This is a genomic window from Bradyrhizobium sp. USDA 4486 (genome assembly GCF_054057995.1).
Genome location: NZ_JBSRZV010000001.1, coordinates 5,088,250 through 5,111,265, shown reverse-complemented (window position 1 = coordinate 5,111,265; position 23,016 = coordinate 5,088,250). Strand labels below are relative to the sequence as shown.

The window sequence follows — 23,016 nt, the reverse complement described above, 5'->3', positions numbered from 1 at the left end:
GGGCGGGCACAGCCCAGTCCAGGCGCTCATTTTTGATTTGGAGGGTAGGATGCTGCTCAACGTTACTGACTATCACGGCAACCTGATTGCGATCGACCCAAAAAGGGTCATCAAGTTGCGGGCTGCGTCGCTGTCCGACGAACCCACCGACACGGTTTTCATCGACTACGCATCGAACGGGACCTTCGCGCGTGGGACCCTGCCTACGATCGCCCGCCTGTTCGGCACCTACATCAAGCTGGCGGCCTTCCATGCCCCGGACGGCCAGGACATCTACGTGAACAAGGATGGCGTTGCCTCGGTCGGAGTCGATGACCGTTACGCCGGCAGCGCCGTCCTCGTCGTTGCTGTCGAATTTGAAAACATCCGCGTGCCCGCCAGAAACAAGATTGCCGTGCGCGAGAGTGTCGGGGAAGCTGAGGCTATTCTCGGCGCGGCGACCCTCGTCTGATCTAGACAACAATAGCCTCCGATTTCTACTTACTGAAAGTGCGGAGAACGTATCCCATCCGGTGTTCTACCCAAAGTTGACTGCTTACTTGTCCGCGATAAGTTGCCCCGAAATAAAGCTAGGACCTCGCCCCTCCCAATACGCTGTTCACGGCCATTGGAAATGTCCCACATCGTGTCCGGCTGGGGCAGGTGGTTCTCGCACGTTGCGGGCCACCAGCTCTTAATAGCCCCGGCGATCCATAAGGATTGCTGCCCTTCGTGACACCGACCAATGTATGTGGACCCTCGACGATGGGTTTTGGGCGCGACCTTACGCGACGAATTTCAATCGGAAAACTGGTCTACTCGAACCGCCGAATACGATCGTTAAGCTCTGATACGTCGGTACTGATCGACCTTCTGCTCAAGCTCTTCTTCGAAATGAGAGTAAACCGAAGTTTGACGTGTCGGCGCGGACACTGGCGCCCACGCGTCCGAGTGAGCCCGACGCGCTGCTTCGGAGCGCGAACCTTCTGAGGGAAGCTCAGCTCTCGGTCCGCTTGCGTTGCTTAAAGGTGGGAAACTACCATACGCGCGTGAATATGTCCGCACCCTTCAGCTTGCTAGGTTTCCCTTTGGTGTCAACGTAGAACAGCGTCCAAGATGTTGGCATCTGAGATCCTTTGATTGTACCCACCCAGCGAGTGAAGGAATTGCACTGGGCAAAAGTGACAACAAAATACAAGCCGGTTGGACTAACCGATCCCGATGCAGGATACGGTATGCCTTGGCAGGCAAATCCTTGGGCATGGTTTGTGAAGGTCCCTTGTAGTGCCCCGCCATTGGCAGACCAAACAAACAGTTCAGAGCCGCGTTCATTTTTCCAGTAAGAGGGGGCAGGAAGCCCCTGCGCCATGGCCTCGGCGGAAAGCAACACGGATTGAACGAGCAGCAAAAGTCCTAGAAGTCTCTTCATATTGAAGCTCCAAAACTGACCTGCAACACCAGATAGTCTCGTACAACCTGAAATGACGTTCGCTGCTCATATCGTGCATTCGGCAACAGAATGCGGCGCGCATGCCCCAACTTACGCTGGATGGCGGCGCACAGTTGGGCTCAGTTGAGTCTTACACGCTCTTACTTCCCACATGTTTTATGGCGATGGCTTAGCCCGCTACTCGGCTCTTTGACGTTTGCGCCGAATAATCTTTGTGATCGGGAGTTGGAGAGCGACTTTGGCCTGGACTCCTCCTCAAGGCATCGATCGCGTGTCTCTACTGCGGCTGAGTTAGGCCGAGCACTCGTCGAGGGCGAGAAGATTGTCATTCCAGACCCCATCGGCATGAGTCTGAATGAATTTCCGTCCCGAGGGGCTTTTTCGCACGGCAACCCAGGCCGTCGAATTGGCGTTTTGCGTATAGAACCGATGGTACTTGTTCTCGATAGAGTGGACGACGTTCTCCACCTTGTCCCGCCATCGTCCTCCTTCGGGCTTGGGTCCACCCACCTCAGTGATGTGTTCATGCGGGCTCATGCGGTTCGGCTTGTGAACACAATCAATACGGTAAGTGGCCATGATCTTACCTCCTTCCAAGTGTTGGACCGCGAGAATATCATCCATCGGCGCGATCAAGCCCTATGTCGCTAAGTGAGGGGCTTAGCGTGCGGGAGCTCCTGCGACTGCGTCGCGCACGTCCTTGATCGTCAATTCAGGTGACAGCGGCAATACCGAGAACGATGGCAGCTGGTGTGCCACGCAATGTTTTCAGGACTGCGTGATCCAATTTTCATTGCTAACACGACGTGATGCAGATATTCGGCGAAAATCTCTTCTGGTCGCAGCGAATCGTTATCGAACTGGCATTACGCAGCATCGCCCTAATTGCTTGCTGCGATCAGCAATGTGCGGCGGCTTGCGCGGCTTCCACGATCACCGGTATATGACGATGTTTTGCTTACAGGTGAAAACAAATGGCTGAATCTCGCATCTTTGCTGTTTGCGTCGCGGCCCTAACGGTTCTGTTTCTCTCTGCGCCCGCGCGAGGGCAGCAGGCTCAGCCGGCACAGAGTGACGGACAGAGCCCTGCGCCGTCTGGCGCTGGCGCCCCTCAGATCACGCCGAGCGATCCGCAGAAGCAATGTGTCAAGCCCGGAGAGTTCGCCGTAGAACTTCGATCTGGTCGCAATCCGGTAGGCGCCCCAATCGTGCTGGCGACGAACTTCTTGCCCAACCAGCGGGTCGATGTCGGCGTGCGCGCGCCGTTTATCGATGGTGTGCGCTATTTTCGCGGGTATCGACTACGGCGACAAACCTATCTCTTCAAGAGGCAAGACATTGTCACGCCGCCAAGCAGGGGCAGGTGATAAGCCTGGCAGAGGCGATCCCGCTCGTCGGCCAAAGCACCTACGACGCATACCGTCAAAAAGCCAGAGATGTAGCCGCCATCTTCACCGGAGCGACCGGCATCATCGTCGCTGATGCATCCCTAGAACCTCTCGTCACCTAAAGGCAGACCGACATGGCTAAGAACATCCTGGTTTTCGCGGACGGCACAGGCAACGAAGGCGGTCTCCTGCCTGACGAGAGCCGCACGAACGTCTATAAGCTCTACCGCGCAACGCGTACCGGGCCGGATTCCATCATCGACCCGAAGAGGCAATTGGCACTCTACATTCCCGGTATTGGGACGCCGGTGCCTGGACACACCAACGCCTGGAGCAGGTTCAAAGAGACTGTCCAGCAGATGTTCGGGTTCGGCATCACGAAGAAGATCATAGATTGCTACGTCGCAATCATTGGCGTCTGGGAGCCTGAAGACCGTACCTACTTGTTCGGCTTCAGCCGCGGCGCCTACACCGTGAGATGCCTCGCGCACGTGCTTGAGCTCTGCGGTATTCCGACGAAGGAGCGAAACGGCCTGCCGATCAGTCTTGATCCGGCTTCGTTGAGGAAAGTCGCCAAGGAGGCGGTATCCTCGATCTATTGGTTTGGAATGCCAAGGGCAGCCGCGGAAGCCGACAGGCGAGCGGCGCAGTTTCGCAATGCCTACGGCTCACAGGTCGGACGTGGTGCAGGGGCTTCCGCCTACTTTATCGGAATTTGGGACGCTGTCGCCGCGATCGGTTGGCAGCGTTTCTTTCCAGACTGGGCCTACGATCGACATTTTCCATCCGACATCCAGTATGCCCGGCATCTGCAATCAATCGATGAAGGCCGGAAGGACTTCAAGCGGGTTCCCTGGGGTGGAAGCGGTACCGTGAAGTGGCCGGACCGACAGGGTGAGCCCGAGCAGTTCGACCAGATCTGGTTTGCCGGCAATCACGCCGACATCGGTGGAAGCTATCCCGAGAACGAATCTCGCCTGTCAGATGTCACGCTTGCCTGGATGGTGGAATTCATCACCGAGAAGATCCCGGAGGCCGGTCGCGTCTCGGTCGATAAGGACTTGTTAAGATTATATCCGTCCGCGGACGGCATGATGCACGATGAATGCATGGTGGGTATGGGTGGCACCGCGCTCAAATGGTCAAAGGCGGTGCGACAGGTGCCCGACACGGCGCAACTTCATCCTACCGTCTATGAGCGGCTAGCGATGAAGGCGGTGCGCAATTTTACGAGCTTCGCACCGTACAGGCCCGTCGCTTTGCAGAACCATCTTCAGGCCAAGGCATACTACCAGGTCGATAGTAGCGGAGGCGGCGAAACGGCCGCAACCAGCCTCGACGAGAAACAGGGGGCTACCGCGAGTGGTACTTCGCCCACTTGATTCCTGCGCGGCTGCTACCTGCATTTCCTGATGGCGATCGAATGCAGACGCCTTAGGGATCGTCCCTGGCCAAGTGAAAGATAAAGGAAAATTGCTGTCACAGCGCAGCCGGGGTCCGATAGTCCAGCCCCACAAAGCATTCGTTCGGCGGGGACGACTTAGCTCGCCACTCGATCTCTGTGTGAGGCGACATAGTCGATCTCACCGGGGTTGACGGCGGAATCCATCAATTCCCGATCGCTCAAGCCTGACAAAGAGGCGCGCAATGTCTGGCGCTCGCGATGCGCGCGATATACGGCGCATCGGTCAATCGCGTCTTCTATCCTTGACCATAGCGGTGCTGTTTCTCGGGGCAATTTGTGGAGTGGTCGAGCGCATGAACCGCACGATCAAGGAAGCGACCGTCCAACGCTACCATTACGATCGACACGATCAGCTCGAAGCTCACCTTGCCGACTTCATCGACGCCTACAACTACGCGCGGGGCTGAAGACCCTGAAGGGCCTCACGCCTTACGAATACATCTGCAAATCTGGGAACTCCCAGCCAGAACGATTGAAACTCAATCTGCTCCAGAAAATGCTGGGACTAAACAACGTCGTCGTGTTGCTCATTATGCCCCAGCTTCCTCGTGTCTTTGGGACACAACGGCCTCATTAGTGATTCATTCGTCGCGGAGCCGATCTTTCGCCTCACGCGAATCAAATATTCCCGCATACCGCACGCCCCCGAGGTCTGCTCGAGCAATAGCCATTTGTAGGTGCTCGGGATGCTGTTTTTCGGAACAGTCGACATGACGACATAGGCCAGCGTCGCCAGAGCAAAGCCCAGCAGCTCGCAGGCAAGGAGCGATTACCCTGCTTCGACGGCCGCACTGGCTGAGCAGGCTCAAAGACGCCGCCTAAGCTCTATCGATGCTCCAGTAACGCGGAGCCCTGAACACGCGGAGCTAGGCCTTCTCAATGCAATCGTCGGATCGAGTGCCGCGCGGCAATCAGGGTGACAGTGCGCATTGCCTCGCCCTAATTGTTACCAGATGCTGAGCCGTTGCCTCACGTAAATTGCTCCCTTGGATCGGGAGCGAGGGGGGGCGAAGATGGGGTGGCTAAGCATGGCAACGCGGAAGGAACTGACGGCGGCAGCAGGCGCGCGCTATATGCGTTCGGATCGCGCGAAGAAGACGCGGATATTGGACGAGTTCGTCGACATCACCGGATTCCATCGCAAGCATGCGATGCGACTACTTCGAGGTCAGGAAGACGCGCGCCCAAGCCGAAGGGCGCGACGTCGAATGTATAATGAGGTAGAACACAACGCGCTCGTGCTCCTTTGGGAGGCGTCAGACCGGATCTGCGGGAAGCGGCTGAAGGCGTTAATGCCTGCGTTGATTGAGGCGATGGAACGGCATGGCCATCTCGACCTTACCCCCGAGATCCGCGACCAACTTTTGGCAATGAGCGCTGCGACGATCGACCGCGCATTGGTGGGGGTCCGAGAAGGATTAGGTCGCAAGCGTCGGCGGCACGCGACGCACTCGTTGCGTCGCAGTGTTCCAATAAGGACGTCGGCGGATTGGAATGATCCGGCGCCCGGATTCGTCGAGGCCGACCTTGTCGCGCATAGCGGTCCATCTGCGCGCGGCAGCTTCATCCAGACCCTCGTGCTCACCGACATTGCTACCGGCTGGACGGAGTGCGCTCCTCTGATCGTGCGCGAACAAACGCTGTTGAGCACGGTGCTGACGGAATTGCGCAAACAATTGCCGTTTGCGCTGCTCGGCTTCGATACTGACAATGATACGGTGTTCATAAACGAGACGCTGAAAGCCTACTGCGAGGCGGCCAACATCGTCTTCACGCGTTGCCGGCCCTACCGAAAAAATGACCAGGCGTTCGTCGAGCAGAAGAACGGCGCCGTCGTGCGCAGGATAGTCGGCTATCGTCGGTTCGAGGGCCTGGAAGCGGCCAAGCTGCTGGCTGAACTCTATCGATCGGCGCGGCTGTTCGTGAACTTCTTCCAACCCTCGTTCAAATTGATAGCCAAGCAGCGCGACGGTGCCCGTGTACGCAAGACATACAGCGCGCCGGCTACACCACACCAGCGCCTGGCAGCGGACGCCCGCACGCCTGACGCTGTCCGCCATCATCTCCAAGAAATCTATGCCGCTCTCGATCCAGTCGCGTTGTTGCGCGACATCCGCGACGTGCAGGAGCGCCTCGCGGCCCTCGCTGATACCCAACCAATCGGCCATCCTGCTGTGGCATCGCAACCGATCGATCGCTTCCTGGCAAGCTTGCGCACGGCCTGGAAGGACGGAGCCATGCGACCGACGGATCGGCCACTCGTGAAGGCGAAAAGAGGCCGACGTCGTCCCGACCCGCTCATCCGAGCAACGCCAGATTTGCGAAAATGGTTTGAAGCTGAGCCTTGGCGGACTGGCAGCGAACTGCTCTCGCGCTTGCAGATGGAATATCCTGGAGCCTATCCGAACAAGCTTCTTCGAAGCCTTCAACGTCGGCTGAAATCCTGGCGCAGCGAGCAAGCGAATGCGCTGCTGTTCGCTCCTAGCGAGAAAATGCCGCCAGGGTACGAGGTCACAACACCCCAATGACGTGCGAGGTACCAGCGGAGGAGGCCGGGCGCTCCGAAACCCCGGCCATCTCCGCACCCGGCCTCCTCCTCAACTCAAGCCAGGAGCAAAATATGAGGCAACCGATCGCACCCGGGAGTCATCAGTACATGAGGCAATACGGTTTCCCACCCAGATTGTCGCGCTATAGATCGAGCGAAAAGCTTTTCCCTGCGGGTGAGGGCATTCTTGCCACATTTTGCGAGACCGTTCTTCACGTCGGGGATGTCGGACAAGATCACAAGCTCAAGCTTGTTTACAACAGCATGACTATGGGGATAGCGGCGGTAGCCGCGGAGGTCTGCCAATTTTCATCCGGTGTTGACGTCGATCTCGTAACGCTCCGCTCTCTGTTAGTCGGGGTTCCACGAACAGCGGAATATTTCAAGCGTCCGTGGCCTTCTTGTTGAAGGAGAGGCCTGATGTTCTGGCAATCTCAATCGCGAATTCCGCAAAGGATATTGAGTGCACTGTGCGTCTCGCAGGCGAGAGCTTAGTGCCAGTGCCCGTCTTGGCTGCGGCCGCCCACAAATTGAATGTCTCAGTTGCTGCAGGGGAAGGTGAGCTCACATTACCTCATCTGTCCCCCTTCAGGATGATTTCCGAAGTTGGCCTTGGAGCGCCGGCTCAAACAACGACCCGGTGGGTGGCTAATCTTCTCGCGATCGCGGTAAGAGACCTGTTCCGCGCTATCGAACGCGTTGTCACTGGCGCGGTACTGCGTCACATCCTCGCCGAGCTTGCAAAGACGGCTGTCGCCGCAGCACTGGCGCAGTAGGCGACCGCTCGCTCAAATAGACCCAAGATCGAGGGCGAGACAGCTGTTTCGGCTTAGAATTCGGTTGATATCGGTTGCCTCAAAATAAGTGACACCCGCCAGGCATGAGCTGTGGCTCAGCTTTAAGTCGGCCCATAAAATGGCCAGTGACCTGGCTAAATAAGTAACATGAGTAAATGAGGTCGCGGCACGGTTCTATGGACGGCTGTTCAGCCACAAGAGCTTTTTGATAAAGGCAGCCGGCTCCGTCAAGAGTCGTCACCTACCAGCATCGTCAGTTGCCCCCGGGATGACCACCATGCGAGAGCTATGTTTAACGGCTTACATGTGGAGGGCAAGTTCATGTTTTCCGAGCTTGAGAACGAGTGCATAAACCGGGAAGTCGAAAGGCTCAATCTTCCCAACTCTCGGATCAAGCACTTCGCCCCAGTTAGCTACGCACAAGCCGGAGAAGACGTTATTTTAGAAGGAATGTTGGCTGCAAGACTCTCCAAGAGCCAAAGATCTTGGGAGAGCGTGTTCTATGTCGAGATCGGCGCTAATCACCCCATCTCCACCTCGAATACGTATCTTATGTATCAAAGAGGAGCGCAAGGTGTTCTAGTCGAACCCAATCCTGAATTGGGAGCGCTGATCCGGATAGTGCGTCCGTGCCGTCCGTTGTCCTGCCAACTTCACGAGCGTCTGCCACCCTCTTCATCGGAAACGCTCATGAGTTGTCTTCTTTGAATGAAGCGCATATCAAGAGCTTCGGAGACTTCGACGGCCTAGGAGGTGTGCGAGAGCATATCGAGGTGAGCGCTATAGCCATCAACGAGCTATTGACGCCGTATGCAAACAAGATCGATTTCTTGTCGATCGATTGCGAAGGATTAGATTACGATCTCGTCCAGGCCATTGACCACGAGCGCATCAAGCCTGCCATAATCCAGTGCGAGCCAAGTGAGCATTTTCTCGGTGGCAACACGGCTCGCATCATAGATCTGATGGAGAGCAGAGCGTACCGTCTTGCTGCCGTCACCGATCTAAACGTCATCTTCGAGAGATTGAACTGATGCAGCCACTAAAGGTAGCCCGGTGCTAGTTCTCTCCGGCGAATCCCACTGATTGATGCAGGCGCACGATCTCCTCGGCGCATTAACCGGCCCGCATGATGAGCTGCACAGCTCGAGGAGTGGGAGGGATGAACCGGAGTACCGGACCATTCCAGACGACGACAGAGTTGCACGAACTCTTCGTCGCTAAGGGTAATGTCGGAAACAGGTTGCGCCAGTCGCACCTCCCAAGCCAGGAGGCCACTCGAGCCGGCGTCAGCCAGGACTGGCTCCCCAAGCGCCACATTGTGCGAGGCACCGAGCATGGATTAGCTCTCATCTTGCTGATGAGCAGACACCAAATTTCCCGGGGCGGCCGTGCTTTAAAGCAAAGGTGTTCGTGCGTCGGCTTGTCCCAATGAACGGGATTGCGGGCAGTTACCGCGAATGGTTCTTGGGAAGGGCGGGCTGACCTTGGACGTGGTTCTGCTGCGCCAGCGATGTCAATGGCCGAATTGCCGAGGTCGGAGATCAGATGGCCCCTTTCTCCGTTTGCCGACATGAGTGTCGACGTGGGAGGAGATGGTGCTTGTATTGAGGAAGGGTAGGCGAGAGATTGCCGGCCGAGAGGGAGGTTTGGATCCCGACCGCCGCTCTCACCGGGGAGGGGGAGCGGCCAATGCTTCCCTATCACCCACGAAGCGCAAGGCGGCATCGAAGAGATCTGACCTCGGATGGTCCGTCGCGTGCCGCTGTTATGCTCTCGAACAGCTTACTTCCAAGCGTGTGTTCAACATTCACAGGCGGCGGCGACCGAGCATCGACAGCTTTTAGCAAACGGCATGGAACCGCCCTCCGCGGCATTGCCCCACCCCACTTCCCTGTCGAGTCTCGGCAAGGCTGCCAAATCAGTTCGATGGCGGCTACGGCAGGGAAGATGAGCATGTAAAAAAAGTGAGATACAGATGAAGCCCGCGACGAGGGCTCAAGCGTTGGTCCGCGTATCTTGCATCCGGGAATTCGCCTCGTAATGTCCGATCGTCAATTCTTCAAATGCCAGGCTCCGGGACAGGGGGCCTCAATCGCCGATCGCCATATTTTAGCTTCTTTGCGGCCCTGATGACTCTTTCGGGAGTTCGGTCCTAACGCCACCGCTGTCATTGAGAACTCGCTCCACGGTTGCGGTTCCGACATTCGCCTCACGCGCGATGTCTCTGATGGTCGGACCACTCAAAGGCGTGCTCCTCCGGCGTGACTTTGATCAACAAGGACGAGCGACTGTGGCTACTTACACCCTCGATTTAGCCTGTACATTCAAGGAACATTGCCGTCGAAAGGGTAGGACGTCTTCACCGTCCTATAAAACTCTTGTGCGTAGCGGCCCTGCTCGCGCGGACATGGCTGGAGCCTCTGCGGCCCCCGAACGGCACGTGGTAGTCCACGCCGGCCGTCGGCAGATTCACGATCACCATGCCGGCCTCTGCATTGCGCTTGAAGTGACTGGCGTATTTTAGACTGCTGGTGCAGATCCCCGAAGACAGGCCGAACGGGGTGTCGTTGAGCAGTTCAAGCGCCTCGTCGTGGTCTTTCGCCCGGATCACGTTAGCAAGTGGCCCGAACATCTCCTCGCGCGCGACACGCGTCTCATTGCTCACGCTGGTGAGCAGTGCGGGCGCGAGATAGAATCCGGGCAACTCCCGCTTCAGGAGCTCGCCCCCGGCAACCAGCTTTGCGCCTTCCGCCTGGCCTATGCCGATGTACTTCAGGTCCTGGTCGAGTTGGCTCTGGTCGACGACCGGGCCGATATGCGTCCCTGCTTTCAAAGCATCATCAATGACAAGCCCCTGCATCCGCTCCTGCATGGCGGCTACAAATCGATCGTGAATGCCATCTGTCACAATAAGCCGCGACGAGGACGTGCAGCGCTGACGGTGGAGAAGAAGGCGCTGTTCACGGCGCACTCCACTGCCAGCGTCAGATCGGCATCATCAAGGACGACCATGGCTTTTTTGCACCCATCTCGAGTTGAAGCTTCTTCATCGCCTCAGTGGTATGCACGTCCGGGCGATCTTGCGCCCTGTCGGCACTGAGCCTGTAAAGGAAATGGCAGAAACTTTCGAGCTGTTTAGCATCGCCTCGCCAACCACCGAGCCTCGGCCCATCACTAGGTTGAATACACCTGCCGGCACTCCGGCGCGGACGATGATCTTGGCGAGCGCATGAGGCGAACCCGGGACGAGCTCGGCAGGCTTGAACACAACGGTGTTGCCGTAAGGCGAGTGCTGGTGCGATCTTCCAGGCTGGAATCGCAATCGGGAAGTTCCAGGGCGCGATGAGCCCGATGACGCCGAGCGGCTCGCGGGTGATCTCCACACCGACTAAGGGCCGTACTGATGGCAAGCTCTCGCCCGTCATGCGGAGACACTCGCCAGCGAAAAATTGAAAGATTTGCCCCGCACGCGCGACCTCGCCGATCCCTTCTGCAAAGGTCTTGCCCTCCTCGCGCGAACTTGAGAATGTCATGCCGCCGGATGCCGGAACGCGACCAGGTCGGAAATGCGTGGTGAGCCGCGGCAATCGCGCGCTCAGTCTCTGCAACCGAGGCGTGGGCATACTCGCCCACGACATCATTGGTATTGGACGGGTTGATGTTTGGGCTGGCCTCCGAAGCCGCAAGCTATTCGCCAGCAATATAGTTATTTGTCATCGATAAGCTCTGGACTTGATTGAATGTTGGAGGTGCATGAGCTTTCGGCCTCGCACGTCAGCTCGTCAAGTAAACCACTTCAGGCAGAACCATTCAGTGGCCCCAGCGGAGGGCCAACGGGTTGACCTCGCGCGCCAGCTCAATCAGGTCGGCTTTCGTGTGGGGATGAATTTGCTCCAGCGGATGCCGCACCGCGTCAGATCTGATGACGTTGCCCTCTCTCATCACGGTCTTGGCTGCACGTAGGCCACATTGACGGTTCTCGTAATTAATCAAGGGCAGCACCTTTGCATAGGCAGCGGCCGCTTCCGTGCTGCGACCCGCCATATGATGATCGAAAACGGGCCGCAACAAATCCGGACATAACGCGCTCGACATCGTCCCCGTCGCTCCAGCTCGCAGATCTGCTATCATGGTGATGGCTTCCTCTCCGTCAAACGGACCGGCTATGGCAGCATTGCCCGCCTCGATCAGATTGCGCAGCTTCGCTGCGGCAAACGGGACTTCGATCTTGAAATAATTAACAAGCGGCACCTCCTGTGCGAGCCGAACGAGAAAGGGCACCGACAGCGTTACGCCGCTGAGCGGGGCGTCCTGAACCATGATCGGAGTTTCCGCCGCGTCGGCGACACGAGCGAAATGCTCGATCATATGCTCTTCGTCCGCCTTGAGACCTGCACCGTGATAGGGCGGCATCAGCATCAGGAGGGTTGCGCCTCGTTCGGCGGCATAGCGTGCGCGTTCCGCCGCAATCCGAGTGCTGAAATGGCTGCAAGTCACCATGACCGGCTTGCGGCCTGCGACGTGTGACAGACAGAGGTCAACCAGCAATCTGCGCTCCTCGTCTGATAACAGGAACTGCTCGGAATAGTTGGCAAGTATACAAATTCCGTCGACCTTCTGATCGATCATGCAATCCAAAACGCGGCGTTGTCCCTCGAGATCGAGATCTCCAGACTCCGTGAATGGTGTCGGCGCGACGGGAAACAGACCACGATAGGGACGGCTTTTCGGGACTTGCATGCGCTAGGATCTCTTTGCGAGGAATGAGGAGCTTAGGAAGTGCAACGGTGTGGGGATTAGTCGGGATCGCGAATGTTGCTCGCCGTGATGATGTGCCGAGGATCCACCCTGACCTCCGCCGCCAAGTACCTTGCGAACCCGGATTGTTGGCTCGGGACGCGCGGCTAACCGCTGTCGTTCGTCCTGTAAGGTTGGCTGACACTTGCGTTGCGACCAAAAAGGAGAGACGAACCTGACAACATTGCGAACTGCCATGTATTATTGGCGGTCCTTCGCGGGTGCAGTTGAGTCTCGCACGATCAAACGCGTCTCAAGCTCTACCCTTGCGTGGATGTCCAGGGAATGTTGATCTGCCAAAAAATAGTTGGCAGCCTGTTCGCCCATCAGGCGAGCCGGGACATCAACTGTCGTCAGACCTGGAGTGAGATACTCGGCGATATCGAGATTATCGAAGCCTATCATCGATATGTCTTGAGGCACGCTCAATCCAGCATCCTTGCATGCGCGCATTGCTCCGACAGCAAGTACATCGCTCCCGCAGAACATTGCTGTGACATTTTTATATTGGCTCAAAATGATTTTAGCAGCTGCTCGGCCTCGACTGAACTCGTAGGGGGATTCCACAACGACGATGCTGGAGCGGCTTATTCCTCGACGCTCAGCCATGGCGAGGAAGCCCTCAAGGCGACCAGATGCACGGTCGTTATCGCGCGTTACCCCAGCGATGACTGCAAGGTGCCTATGTCCGAGGTCTGCAAGGTAGTTTGCCGCCAAAGCCCCGCCACTCCGGTTGTCGAAACCCATGCTGGCAATCGAAACGTCGTCCGAGAGGGCGTAGGTTACAGCATATCTTACCTTGTGCTCGCGCAGCAGTTTGAGTGTTTCCTTCCTATGGCAAGAACCCACAAGAACAATGCCGTCAACGCCCTTTTCGATAAGGTTGCGCACGACGCGTGTTTCCCGGTCCAGATCGTAGCCCGTTGCAGAGTAGACCAGCGAAGCGCCGGCCGGCGCTAGCCGACTCTCCAGGCCTTCAAGCATTCGAGTGAAGATCGCGGCGTCCAGTGTCGGAACTATCAAGCCAATCAGGCGAGAACGCGAAGATCGTAGCGCGCGCGCAGATCCGTTGGGAACGTAGCCGAGTTCATCGACGATCCGGAGAATGCGTTCTCTCAGGTCGATCGCGACGGTTTCGGGCCGATTCAACACACGCGAAACTGTGGCGATAGAGCATCCGGCCCGTTTCGCTACCTCCACGACCGTGGGTGATTGCCTGCCTTGCTCAATCCGGGCCGTTTTCTCTAGCGCCATGAGCCTGCTTCTTTCCCGCGAGTTAGCCTGGAAGGCTATGAACAATCTGAAATCGTTATCATAACCCGTGTGCCGCCGCAATTGCTCAATCTACCGGTAATGACGCCAGAATGGGCAGATTACGAAACTTTTTTGCCCATGATGATCTTTTCTCTTGCGGAAGCAGTTGCGTGAATGTAAACCTTTTCATCAGCATCAGCCGAAGCTGCGCACGGTGCGGGCACCGAGCCGCAAGGCGGGTCGGCTGTGGTCAAGAGTATCGAGCCAGCATTCGGCCAGTGGAGAGCGCATGCAATCGAAAAAGAATAAGCGAACCGGCGAAGTGCCCATCATTACGGCTCGGCAAGCCGTTGCGCTGATCTCCGATGGCGATTGCGTCTATTTCGGTGGCTCGGCCGGAGTTGCGATCCCTGAGCTAATAATCGACGCGCTTCGTGATGTTCATTCCGAAGAGGGGTCCCCCAAGAACTTGAAGCTGGTGGGGACGGTAGCTATCGGCGATTGGGCTACGACAGGATTCAACAAGCTGGCAGCCCCAGGCCTGGTGCGTCGAGTGGTAGCGAGCGGCTTGAACAATTGTCCGGCGCTTGGGCGCCGTGCGCTGGATAATGAAATTGAAGCTTACACCCTCCCTCAGGGGGTCTTGGCGCAGCTCACCCGCGAAAACGCCGCGGGGCGCCCCGGGGTGATCACGAAAGTGGGCCTCCGAACTTTCGCCGACCCTCGTATTGGCGGCTGCAAGCAGAGCGAGTGCAGCAAAGAGGATATGGTTGCTGTTGTCGACATCGAGGGCGACGAGCACCTGCTCTACAAGACCTTCCCAATCCAGGTCGCGATCCTGCGAGGCAGTATCGCGGACGAGAAGGGAAATATCTCGCTCGAAGATGAGGCATATGTCGGCGAAAGCATGTCGATTGCCGCTGCCGCGCGCCGCTCTGGCGGAATAGTCATTGTCCAGGTCAAGCGGGTCGCTGCATCCAATACGCTAAACCAGCGAGAAGTGAGAATACCTGGCGTTTTGGTCGACTATCTTGTGGTTGATCCCAATCAGCGACAGACCTATGCGACGGAGTATAGCCCAGCATATGCCGGAAAAATGCGCGTGCCGGATGGGAAGATCGCGTCGCTGCCGTTCGATGTGAGAAAGGTGATCGCGCGACGCGCGGCCCTTGAGCTGACCCCGGGAGCTACCGTCAACATCGGCTATGGCATCTCCAACGGAATTGCCGTTGTGGCGGCAGAAGAGGGGATATACCGCTCAGTCACATTGACAGCTGAGCAGGGCGTCATTGGCGGCATTCCTGCCCCCGGACAGGACGCCGGCGCCGGAACGAACTACGACATGATTGCGCCGCAGCCGGATCAGTTCGATTTTTACGACGGAGGCGGGTTGGACATCGCATTCTTGTCTTCTGCTGAAGTCGATCGACACGGCAACGTCAACGTGAGCCGCTTCGGCGACAAGATCATAGGGCCTGGCGGCTTCATCAACATCAGCCAGGGTGCTCGAAAAGTCGTTTTCTCCGGCACCCTCACGGCATCGGGATTGAATGCGATCCCGGACCGCGGGACTCTCGTCCTCGTTAATGAGGGGACGGTCAAAAAGTGGGTGAAGGACGTCTACCAAATCACCTTCAGTGGCGCTTTTGCAAAGGAGCGCCAGCAAGAGGTCGTTTTCATCACTGAACGTGCCGTGTTCAAACTCACGCCCAACGGGATCATGTTGACCGAAGTCGCACCTGGCATCTCTGTCGAAAAGCACGTGCTGGCGAACATTGAATTCGACGTAATCGTCTCGCCCAACTTGAAGCTGATGGATCCAAGGATATTCAAGAATGAGCCAATGAATTTGGCTGCGCAGTTTCATGAAAACGCGGGGCGGGCGTAAGGAGCAGCTGACGTGAGGTTCGTCTCGGTCGAATGCGAAGACAAAGTCCAGGTCCTGGCGATGAATAGGCCAGAGCGACGCAACGCTCTCGGCGAAGAGATGCTGAAGGATCTGCTTGAGTCGGTGGACAAGTCAGCCGGCGACACCGCTGTGAACGTCATCCTGATCGCGGGAAACGGTCCCGGTTTCTCAGCCGGCGCAGACCTGAAGGATTTTTCGGCGGGCAATCTGAACGACACTTTTGACCTGAATCGCCGGCTGGGTGCATTTGTGCGCTCTCTTGCTCTTATCAGAAAACCTGTCGTCTGCGCGGTTGATGGGTTTGCCTTGGGCGGCGGCCTTATGTTGGCGGCGTCGTGCGATGTTGTTGTAACGGCTCGGGAAGCGCGCTGGCATCTGCCGGAAGTGTCTTTAGGCTGGCTGCCGGGGTTCGGGCTGGACACTTTGGCCGGGCGCGTCGGCCCGTTTGCGGCTCGGTCCTTGAGCTGGAGCCCGACTGCGATCGACGGCTTAGAGGCATATCGGTTGGGTCTGGCTGATATTCTGTCGTCTCCGACGGAGACTGCTCGCGAGGCGGCGCTCCGCTATGCCAAGGGCCTGGCGGCAATGCCGCCCCATGCCGTGCTGACCACGAAACAGTTTTTTTCCACTTCAGTAACCGCGAGAGCGGAAGTCATGGATGACTTGGCAAACCGCCACTTTGTTCAGGACATCCAGCATGAGACGGCGCAAGCGAATATGCAACGCTTCCTTCCGAAGAAAGCCGCCGGCGTCTAGCCTGCGCTTACATAAAAGCGCCCTTCACCGGGTTCGACTTCGAGGAATGATATGGATCAAGCCGTTCCCCCTCTGATCGTCGTCGAGCGACCTGACCCATGCGTAGTCCTGCTGCGGCTCAATCGCCCAAAGCAAAGGAATGCTCTAAGTGCGGCGCTCTTGGGGCAGCTTGCGGATGCGCTTCGTGCTGCTCGCTCGGATGAGGCCGTGCGATGCGTAGTTTTAACCGGTGACGAGCGTAGCTTCTCCGCTGGAGCCGATATCAAGGAGATGCAGCAGCACGGTTTTGAGGCGCTGAGCGATCCCGCACGGCAGCATACATGGGATTCCATCGCCGCCTTCCCCAAGCCGCTCATTGCAGCCGTTCGAGGCGTCTGCCTCGGCGGCGGCCTACAGCTCGCGATGCTGGCTGACATCCTCCTGGTCGCGGAAGACAGGGTGCTTGCGCAGCCGGAAATCACGATCGGGATCATGCCTGGAGATGGCGCTACCCAGCAGTTGACGCGGAGCATTGGCAAATCCCTCGCCATGCAGATGGTGCTGACAGGTGAGCCAATCTGCGCGGAAAGGGCGGTAGCTGCTGGGCTCGCATCCGAAATGCTCCCGGCGTCTGAGTTAGTCGAACGCGCGCTCGCAATAGCACGCGTCATCTCGAAGCGCGCGCCGATTGCTGCTCAGTTGGCGAAGGAGTCGATTCAGGCAGCTTACGAAACCCCGCTGTCGGCTGGCTTGGCGATTGAGCGACGCGCTATCCGGTACGCATTCACCACCAATGACCAAAAGGAGAGCATGGCTGCCTTCGTGGAAAAGCGGCAGCCAATATTCTCCGGACGTTGAGGGAAGACACTCAAATCGTCTCATGATCTCGCAAGTCGTAGCCGATGGGACAACCCAACGGGCGCTCCTGTCGCGAGGAAATGTAAACGTTTTCATTACAACAAGCGGAGGAAACAACATGACCACCATCGATGAGCGCATCACTTTAGCCAACCCGCAAAGCACGGCTCCGGAAGTGCCGCAACACAAACAAGTCGCAACGAAGAGCATGACCATTGCTTTGGGCGGTGGTGTAGCCTTGGAGTGGTATGACTGGACCGTCTACGGAATGATGGCTTCATTTCTGTCGCCGCTTTTCTTTCCATCTAGTGATCCGACAACATCGCTGCTCGCCGCACTCGCCGTTTACGGCGCAGGCTTCTTCGCGCGGCCGGTAGGAGCTGCGATACTCGGTCCGATCGCCGATCGCATCAGCCACAAGCGGGTAATGATGATCTCGGTCACGGCAATGGCCTTGTGCTCGCTGCTCATTTTCGTCTTGCCGGGTTATAAGGAGCTCGGGGTCGCAGCCGCTGTCATGTTGCTGGTCGTTCGGCTTATCCAAGGATTAGCTACCGGCGCTGAGGCCGGAGTGGCAAATGCCATTGCGATTGAACTTGCTCCGCCAGGCCAGGAGGGGCGGTACCTTGGCCTGATCAGCGGCACGTTCATCCAACTCGGTGTTTTCGGATCCAGTTTGGTCGCCTTTCTCGTGAGCGCCTCGGTGAGGCCGGAGATCATGCACGATTGGGCTTGGCGGTTACCTTTTGCCGTCGGCGGAGTGCTCGGCCTGCTAATCATCTATCTGCGCAGCAAGCTGCCAGAGACCTTGATCAAAGACGTCATGCATCGGGACGAATTGTCGCGTACTCAGGAGACCACCGGTGGCGTCTGGAGGACCCTCTGGAGCGTCCGCCTTTCGTTGCTTGCAGTCATCCTGGTCGTCGGGGCGGTGCAGATCGCGAATTACGCGTGGAATGCTGGTTTGCCTAATCTGGCGAACGGCGTCTTCAGGGAGAATAGCACCTGGGTGTACGGGATCACGACGCTGATGGGCGTGATCTGGATCGTTACGGCGCCATTTGTGGGGGCCTTCGCAGATAAGGTTCGAGCTTCGCGCGCGTTCACGCTGCTACGGCTCTTGCTCGTGGCGTGCTTCTTCCTGACGTTGCTCTATTCCGAGAAGAGCATTTCCACATTCTTCTTTGTAATGGTGGTCGGCGGCGCGGTCGTCGGCTTCAACATGGCTCTCTACAATTTCATCGCAACCACGCTGATGCCACGCGCGGTGCGCACAACGGGCATCGCTGTCGGCTATGCGCTTGGAGTATCACTTTTTGGCGGAACGTCACCCTATTTGTTGGTCTGGTTGCAGCACGCGAATATGGCTTGGATGTTCCCGGTTTATGCCTCTGTGGTCGCGGTGCTGAGCGTCATCGTCTATCACGCCGCCAAAAGGCGGGGGCTCGTCTACATCGGCGACTGAACCTAACGGTTCTGCTTTCCAACCAGGGCTCGGCTGGAGCCGACGTTTTCCCAGGAGAAAACATGTCGAGAAGCAACTACTTGTCCGCACGCGAACGCATGCTGGCGCGCATTGCGCAAACGAGGGAGACTGCCAAAACGGGCCTGCCGCACTGGGCTCGTACGACTGACGGCAAATGGACGTTCACGCCCGATGGTGATTGGACCGGGGGCGCCTTCGTCGGCCAGCTTTGGCTCGCGCATTTGGCCGATCCACTGCGCTTCCCGATCTCTGACGCGCGTGCCGTCCTGAGCAGAATGCTACCGCGCGCCCAACTCCGAACAGCCTTCAAAGGATTTGGCTTCTACCACGGTGCGGCGCTTGGAAGCATCCTCTTCGGAGATGAAGTGGCACGAGATGCCGCGCTCAAGGCAGCCAGATCGCTGGAGCAGATGTTCGATCCCAAGCTGGGGTTGATCCCGCTCGGCCAGGATGCCGAGGAAGCCAACGCTGTTGGTACTGCTGAAAGCAGCATCGACTCCCTTCAAACCACGGGTCTGCTTTATTGGGCGTCGGACCAGTTGGGGGAACAGCGCATGGAAGAGATCGCCAATGCCCACATGCGGAGAGTATTGGGGATCCATGTGCGATCCGATAATTCGGTGATCCAATCATCCACACTCGACCCGCAAACCGGTAAGGTGCTCAGGACACACACGCATAAGGGATACAGCGATGTGAGCACTTGGGCACGTGCGCAGGGGTGGGCGATTCTTTATACCGCTCATGCGGCAATGGTTCGTCCAAAGGAGCCGCTGTGGCGCGAGTATGCGGTGCGCGTGCTGGACTGGTGGATCGACCACGTGCCCACGGATGTGGTCGCGTATTGGGACTTTGATGATCCAGCAATTCCAAATACGAGCCGGGATACCGCCGCCACCGCTATCGCCGCGGCAGCATCCTTGAGACTTGTGTCCGCACTGGGCGCCACTGCGGGCGCCAAGTACCGAGACTTCGCGGAGCGGACAGTCGACAAACTGGTTTCGGCATATTTGACGCCCGTCGCCCCTTCCGACGAGCGGCCACCTGGAATGCTCACGGGGGGGTGTTTCACCCGAAAAGCGTCGGCGCGGGACATCGACACCGCGCACGACGCAGAACTGATATTTGGCAGTTACTTCCTATTTGAAGCTCTTGCGATCCTCACTGGTCTCGTGACCATGGGGCGGATCTGATCCTGTGTTTGCACCTGTGGTAATGAAGTTCCGTTCGCTGGTTCGCCTCTGCAAAACGGCGATTCCGGGGGACGCCTAACATCGCTTTATCCGATCGGACCCCATCAGAAATTCGAACAGCGGATTTGATTGCACGCGCCACGCGAAGAAATGGAGGCTCCAGCCTATGCGACAAGAGGCGCCGAATGCGCAACAGCTTCGATGGTTCTCACCACGGTTCAGCAAAGTGCTGCGCGATGTGCGGCGGAAAGTTCGGGCTGATCCGCTACTATTGCTGGCGGACGTCCCTTTGCTCCAAGAAATGCGTCGACCGGTTCAAAGCGCGCCGAGAGGCGTACCAGAAGTGGGCTTCGCGCGTTGCAGAGGGCTAACAAAGGGCGGTGTGAGATTGATAGTGCTCTACGACGGTGAGACGGCAACGTACTGTAATTCACTGTCGCCCGCCCCGACGACTTTCCCTTTGCGGGGGGCTCTGGCTCATCGTCCTACTTCACCGACGTCGGCAGATATTCAACGTTCTGCACCAGTGCGTTGAGTTCTTTGCAGAGACTCCAAACAGAAGCTTAGTCCTCCGGCGAAGTTGGACTGTTTTCGCACAGACAAGGCGGCGTTGCCCGCTCTCTCCTCTGCCGTGCAATCGAGGTGCGTAAATGTGCTGCCTTTGTGTCCGAGCGGTTCCTGGCCCGACAGCGGCACTGCTGTGGAACGATTTCCTGCGCCGGGAGCATGGAATCCGGCGGTGAATTTCACCTCAAGGCGGGAGTGGATTATGCGATACGATCGGGTAGACGCGCGTATCCTCGAGATAGTGCAAAAAAACAACCGCCTAACGTCCGAGGTAATCGGTGAACTGGCGGGGCTTTCGGCCACGGCATGCCAACGACGACTAAAGAGGCTCCGTTCGGAAGGCATCATCGAGTCCGATGTCTCAATCGTTTCGCCGAAGGCAGTTGGAAGACCAATCCAAATGGTTGTGTTGGTTACACTGGAGCGGGAGCGTTCGGATATAATTGATAGGCTTAAGAAGGCCATCAAATCATCAGCTGAAGTCGTCAACGGCTTCTACGTTACTGGCGATGCTGTCTTTATCTTATACGTTACCGCACGCAGCATGGAGGATTATGAGGACTTCACTAGACGCTTCTTCCATAAGAACCCGGACATCAAAGGCTTCAAGACGATGGTCGTACTGGATCGGGTAAAAGCGGGCTTTGCTGTTCCAGTTGAGACGCCTCCCTGCAATAGACTAAGCAATCGGTGACGGGTGTCTCAATCCGGCAATTCCGCTGGTGACCTTGCCCCACCGGTTAATCCAGCTTGCAGTTCGCTCTGGCCCAGACGAGGACCAGAGCATGAAGCATAGTGAGGGCAGATTATCGGAATCTTAAAGGAGCATGAGGCCGGCGTTTCGGTCGCCGATCTGGCCAAGCAGCGCGAGAGGTCAAAGAGCGCGACTACCTTAGACAAGCCGACTTGGATTATCGACCTAGTCCGGCCGCAGATCGGTCATCTTCAGATCGGCGCCATCACGTCATCAGACGTGCTGGCGGCGCAAGGAAAACTCCCTGGAGTCGATAGCGTACTCGCGGACGTCGAGCCAGACGGCAAGCAATCCAGACATCTTGGCCGGACTGGTCCACGGCATGAAGTCGATGGGGCATGGTAGACGAAAGGGGACGCATTGAAATGCTGATGTCACGATCCCTCGAAGGGACGTTCGGAACGCTCTTCGTCCTGCTGCTCTTCGCCTGCTTCATGTTCGGCTCTACATTGCTCGCGTAGGTCAGGAAGAACGGCTTAGGGCCCCGATGACCCTGAACGGACCGCGACGCCGCCGATCGTGCTGAATGCGCTGCGTGCATGGAAGCTCCAGTGCCAAGACCGAGCTCGGGCTGGTATTTCCGAGCCCGATGGTGGATGTAGAAATCATCGGCCGCGACTACATCGTCAAACGGGGCCTGTGGCCGGCGCAGATTGCCGCCGGGATCACCAGACGGCGAGCTCGAATTGCCGCCGAAGGTGGTTCAGGAGCGCCTTGCTCATTCGACCATCGCGATGACCCTGGACATCCGACAGACACCTATTTCTGCGTCATGATGACAGCGAGGAATTGGCTGCAGCGGAGCGGGCGTGGTTAATGCGGGGTTAAACCTGCTGTAGGCCCTTGAAAATGTTGGGTATCTGGAGTCAAGAATGTCGTCGATCGACGACATTTGGCGATGTCGACTAACGGCGACATTTTTGGTTGTCAGCGAATGGCGACATCTGATTATGTAAGCGAACGCCGACATTTGGATTTCCCATGCTTACACGTACCGCAGCCGATCTTGGCGCCGTCATCCGCGACCGGCGCAAACGCCTCAAGCTCGATCAGTCGACGCTGGCCAAGCAGGTTGGTGTCAGTCGCCAATGGCTCATTGAAGTAGAGCATGGACATCCGCGCGCAGAACTCGGGCTAATCCTCCGCGTCCTCGATGCTCTCGGCATTAAGCTCGATGCAGACAGCAATCCCTCCGCGGGCCGCAGCGCCCCGAAAACCGCCGTCGATCTGGACGCCATCGTGGCGAAAGCCAAAAAAGGCAAGCCTTAATGGCTGAGCTCATTGCACTCTTGGATGGCAACGAAGTCGGTCGTGTCCGAAGTGACGCACGCGGCCGCCTGACCTTTGTCTATGACAATGCATGGCGCAACCCTGAGGGAGCCTATCCTCTCTCGCTTTCGATGCCGCTTGCCGCTGAGGAGCATGGTCCAGCCGCCATTCAGGCCTTCCTGTGGGGGCTGCTTCCCGACAATGAGCAGGTGCTCGAGTGTTGGGCCAAGAAATTTCAGGTATCAGCGCGCAACGTGTTTGCTCTCATCTCGAACGTCGGTGAGGATTGCGCAGGCGCCGTTCAGTTCGTCACGCCCGATCGGCTGGAGGCTCTGATAACGGGCCGAGATGACAAGATCGAATGGCTTGACGAGCCGGAAATAGCCAACCGGCTTCAAACCTTACGGGAGGATCATGCTGCCTGGCGTCTGCCCCGCGATACGGGTCAATTCAGTCTTGCAGGCGCCCAGCCTAAAACTGCTCTTGTCCTCAAAGACAGCAAATGGGGCATTCCGTCCGGCCGCATGGCGATATGGATCGGGTGAAGGTGCGCGCTGCGCGACG

The 23,016-nt window shown here is 57.6% G+C and carries 16 protein-coding genes and 4 pseudogenes; 14 read left to right on the top strand and 6 right to left on the bottom strand.

The genetic code is table 11. The features are described 5' to 3' along the window. The first annotated feature begins 49 nt into the window (after nt 1-49). Nucleotides 50-451 (top strand): hypothetical protein, encoded by a 402-nt coding sequence (locus ACVWY3_RS24345; RefSeq protein WP_456840724.1) that lies wholly within the window; start codon nt 50-52, stop codon nt 449-451. A 564-nt stretch (nt 452-1,015) separates the two neighbouring features. Here the strand turns inward: ACVWY3_RS24345 and ACVWY3_RS24340 are convergent. Further along, a complete protein-coding gene (locus tag ACVWY3_RS24340) occupies nt 1,016-1,408 on the bottom strand; it encodes an avidin/streptavidin family protein (protein WP_456840723.1) in 393 nt (130 codons plus the stop codon). Between the two features lie 312 nt (nt 1,409-1,720). After that, the gene (locus ACVWY3_RS24335) at nt 1,721-2,008 is read right to left on the bottom strand and encodes a DUF3892 domain-containing protein (RefSeq protein WP_456840722.1); all 288 of its coding nucleotides are present in this window, start codon (nt 2,006-2,008) and stop codon (nt 1,721-1,723) included. Between the two features lie 943 nt (nt 2,009-2,951). Here ACVWY3_RS24335 and ACVWY3_RS24330 point away from each other — a divergent pair. The 5 genes and pseudogenes from ACVWY3_RS24330 (at nt 2,952) to ACVWY3_RS24310 (ending at nt 8,661) form a co-directional block, all read left to right on the top strand. Continuing rightward, nucleotides 2,952-4,199, top strand: a complete 1,248-nt coding sequence (locus ACVWY3_RS24330; RefSeq protein WP_456840721.1) for a phospholipase effector Tle1 domain-containing protein — start codon at nt 2,952-2,954, stop codon at nt 4,197-4,199. Nucleotides 4,200-4,560: 361 nt separating this feature from the next. Next, nucleotides 4,561-4,859 (top strand): annotated as a pseudogene (locus tag ACVWY3_RS24325) (integrase core domain-containing protein); the annotation flags it as partial. A 205-nt stretch (nt 4,860-5,064) separates the two neighbouring features. After that, nucleotides 5,065-5,202 (top strand): annotated as a pseudogene (locus ACVWY3_RS24320) (hypothetical protein); the annotation flags it as partial. Nucleotides 5,203-5,295: 93 nt separating this feature from the next. Continuing rightward, nucleotides 5,296-6,810 carry an ISNCY family transposase gene (locus ACVWY3_RS24315; RefSeq protein ID WP_456840720.1) on the top strand — a complete coding sequence of 505 codons (1,515 nt, stop codon included), beginning with the start codon at nt 5,296-5,298 and terminating at the stop codon, nt 6,808-6,810. A gap of 1,446 nt (nt 6,811-8,256) precedes the next feature. Then, nucleotides 8,257-8,661, top strand: a complete 405-nt coding sequence (locus ACVWY3_RS24310; protein WP_456840719.1) for an FkbM family methyltransferase — start codon at nt 8,257-8,259, stop codon at nt 8,659-8,661. A gap of 1,073 nt (nt 8,662-9,734) precedes the next feature. Here ACVWY3_RS24310 and ACVWY3_RS24305 read toward each other — a convergent pair. The 4 genes and pseudogenes from ACVWY3_RS24305 to ACVWY3_RS24290 form a co-directional block, all read right to left on the bottom strand. Next, nucleotides 9,735-9,874: pseudogene (locus ACVWY3_RS24305) on the bottom strand (LacI family DNA-binding transcriptional regulator); the annotation flags it as partial. An 80-nt stretch (nt 9,875-9,954) separates the two neighbouring features. Next, nucleotides 9,955-11,290 (bottom strand): annotated as a pseudogene (locus tag ACVWY3_RS24300) (aldehyde dehydrogenase family protein). A gap of 150 nt (nt 11,291-11,440) precedes the next feature. Beyond that, nucleotides 11,441-12,370, bottom strand: coding sequence for a dihydrodipicolinate synthase family protein (locus ACVWY3_RS24295; protein ID WP_456840718.1), 930 nt, complete (start codon nt 12,368-12,370; stop codon nt 11,441-11,443). 258 nt (nt 12,371-12,628) lie between these two features. Next, the gene (locus ACVWY3_RS24290; RefSeq protein ID WP_456840717.1) at nt 12,629-13,681 is read right to left on the bottom strand and encodes a LacI family DNA-binding transcriptional regulator; all 1,053 of its coding nucleotides are present in this window, start codon (nt 13,679-13,681) and stop codon (nt 12,629-12,631) included. Between the two features lie 289 nt (nt 13,682-13,970). Between ACVWY3_RS24290 and ACVWY3_RS24285 the strand changes: the two genes are divergently transcribed. The 8 genes from ACVWY3_RS24285 to ACVWY3_RS24250 all read left to right on the top strand — a co-directional run bounded on the left by ACVWY3_RS24285 (nt 13,971) and on the right by ACVWY3_RS24250 (nt 22,997). Further along, the gene (locus ACVWY3_RS24285) at nt 13,971-15,569 is read left to right on the top strand and encodes an acyl CoA:acetate/3-ketoacid CoA transferase (RefSeq protein WP_456840716.1); all 1,599 of its coding nucleotides are present in this window, start codon (nt 13,971-13,973) and stop codon (nt 15,567-15,569) included. A 12-nt stretch (nt 15,570-15,581) separates the two neighbouring features. After that, a complete protein-coding gene (locus ACVWY3_RS24280) occupies nt 15,582-16,346 on the top strand; it encodes an enoyl-CoA hydratase/isomerase family protein (RefSeq protein WP_456840715.1) in 765 nt (254 codons plus the stop codon). 51 nt (nt 16,347-16,397) lie between these two features. Continuing rightward, a complete protein-coding gene (locus tag ACVWY3_RS24275; RefSeq protein ID WP_456840714.1) occupies nt 16,398-17,183 on the top strand; it encodes an enoyl-CoA hydratase-related protein in 786 nt (261 codons plus the stop codon). Between the two features lie 118 nt (nt 17,184-17,301). Further along, nucleotides 17,302-18,648, top strand: a complete 1,347-nt coding sequence (locus ACVWY3_RS24270; protein ID WP_456840713.1) for an MFS transporter — start codon at nt 17,302-17,304, stop codon at nt 18,646-18,648. A gap of 62 nt (nt 18,649-18,710) precedes the next feature. Then, on the top strand, nt 18,711-19,862 hold the full coding sequence (locus ACVWY3_RS24265; protein WP_456840712.1) for a hypothetical protein: 1,152 nt from the start codon (nt 18,711-18,713) through the stop codon (nt 19,860-19,862). 769 nt (nt 19,863-20,631) lie between these two features. Further along, nucleotides 20,632-21,123 carry an Lrp/AsnC family transcriptional regulator gene (locus tag ACVWY3_RS24260; RefSeq protein ID WP_456843445.1) on the top strand — a complete coding sequence of 164 codons (492 nt, stop codon included), beginning with the start codon at nt 20,632-20,634 and terminating at the stop codon, nt 21,121-21,123. A 1,041-nt stretch (nt 21,124-22,164) separates the two neighbouring features. Then, the gene (locus ACVWY3_RS24255; protein ID WP_265440735.1) at nt 22,165-22,452 is read left to right on the top strand and encodes a type II toxin-antitoxin system Y4mF family antitoxin; all 288 of its coding nucleotides are present in this window, start codon (nt 22,165-22,167) and stop codon (nt 22,450-22,452) included. Beyond that, nucleotides 22,452-22,997 carry a HipA N-terminal domain-containing protein gene (locus ACVWY3_RS24250; RefSeq protein WP_456840711.1) on the top strand — a complete coding sequence of 182 codons (546 nt, stop codon included), beginning with the start codon at nt 22,452-22,454 and terminating at the stop codon, nt 22,995-22,997. The genes ACVWY3_RS24255 and ACVWY3_RS24250 overlap by 1 nt, the downstream gene beginning before the upstream one ends. Nucleotides 22,998-23,016: the final 19 nt, after the last annotated feature.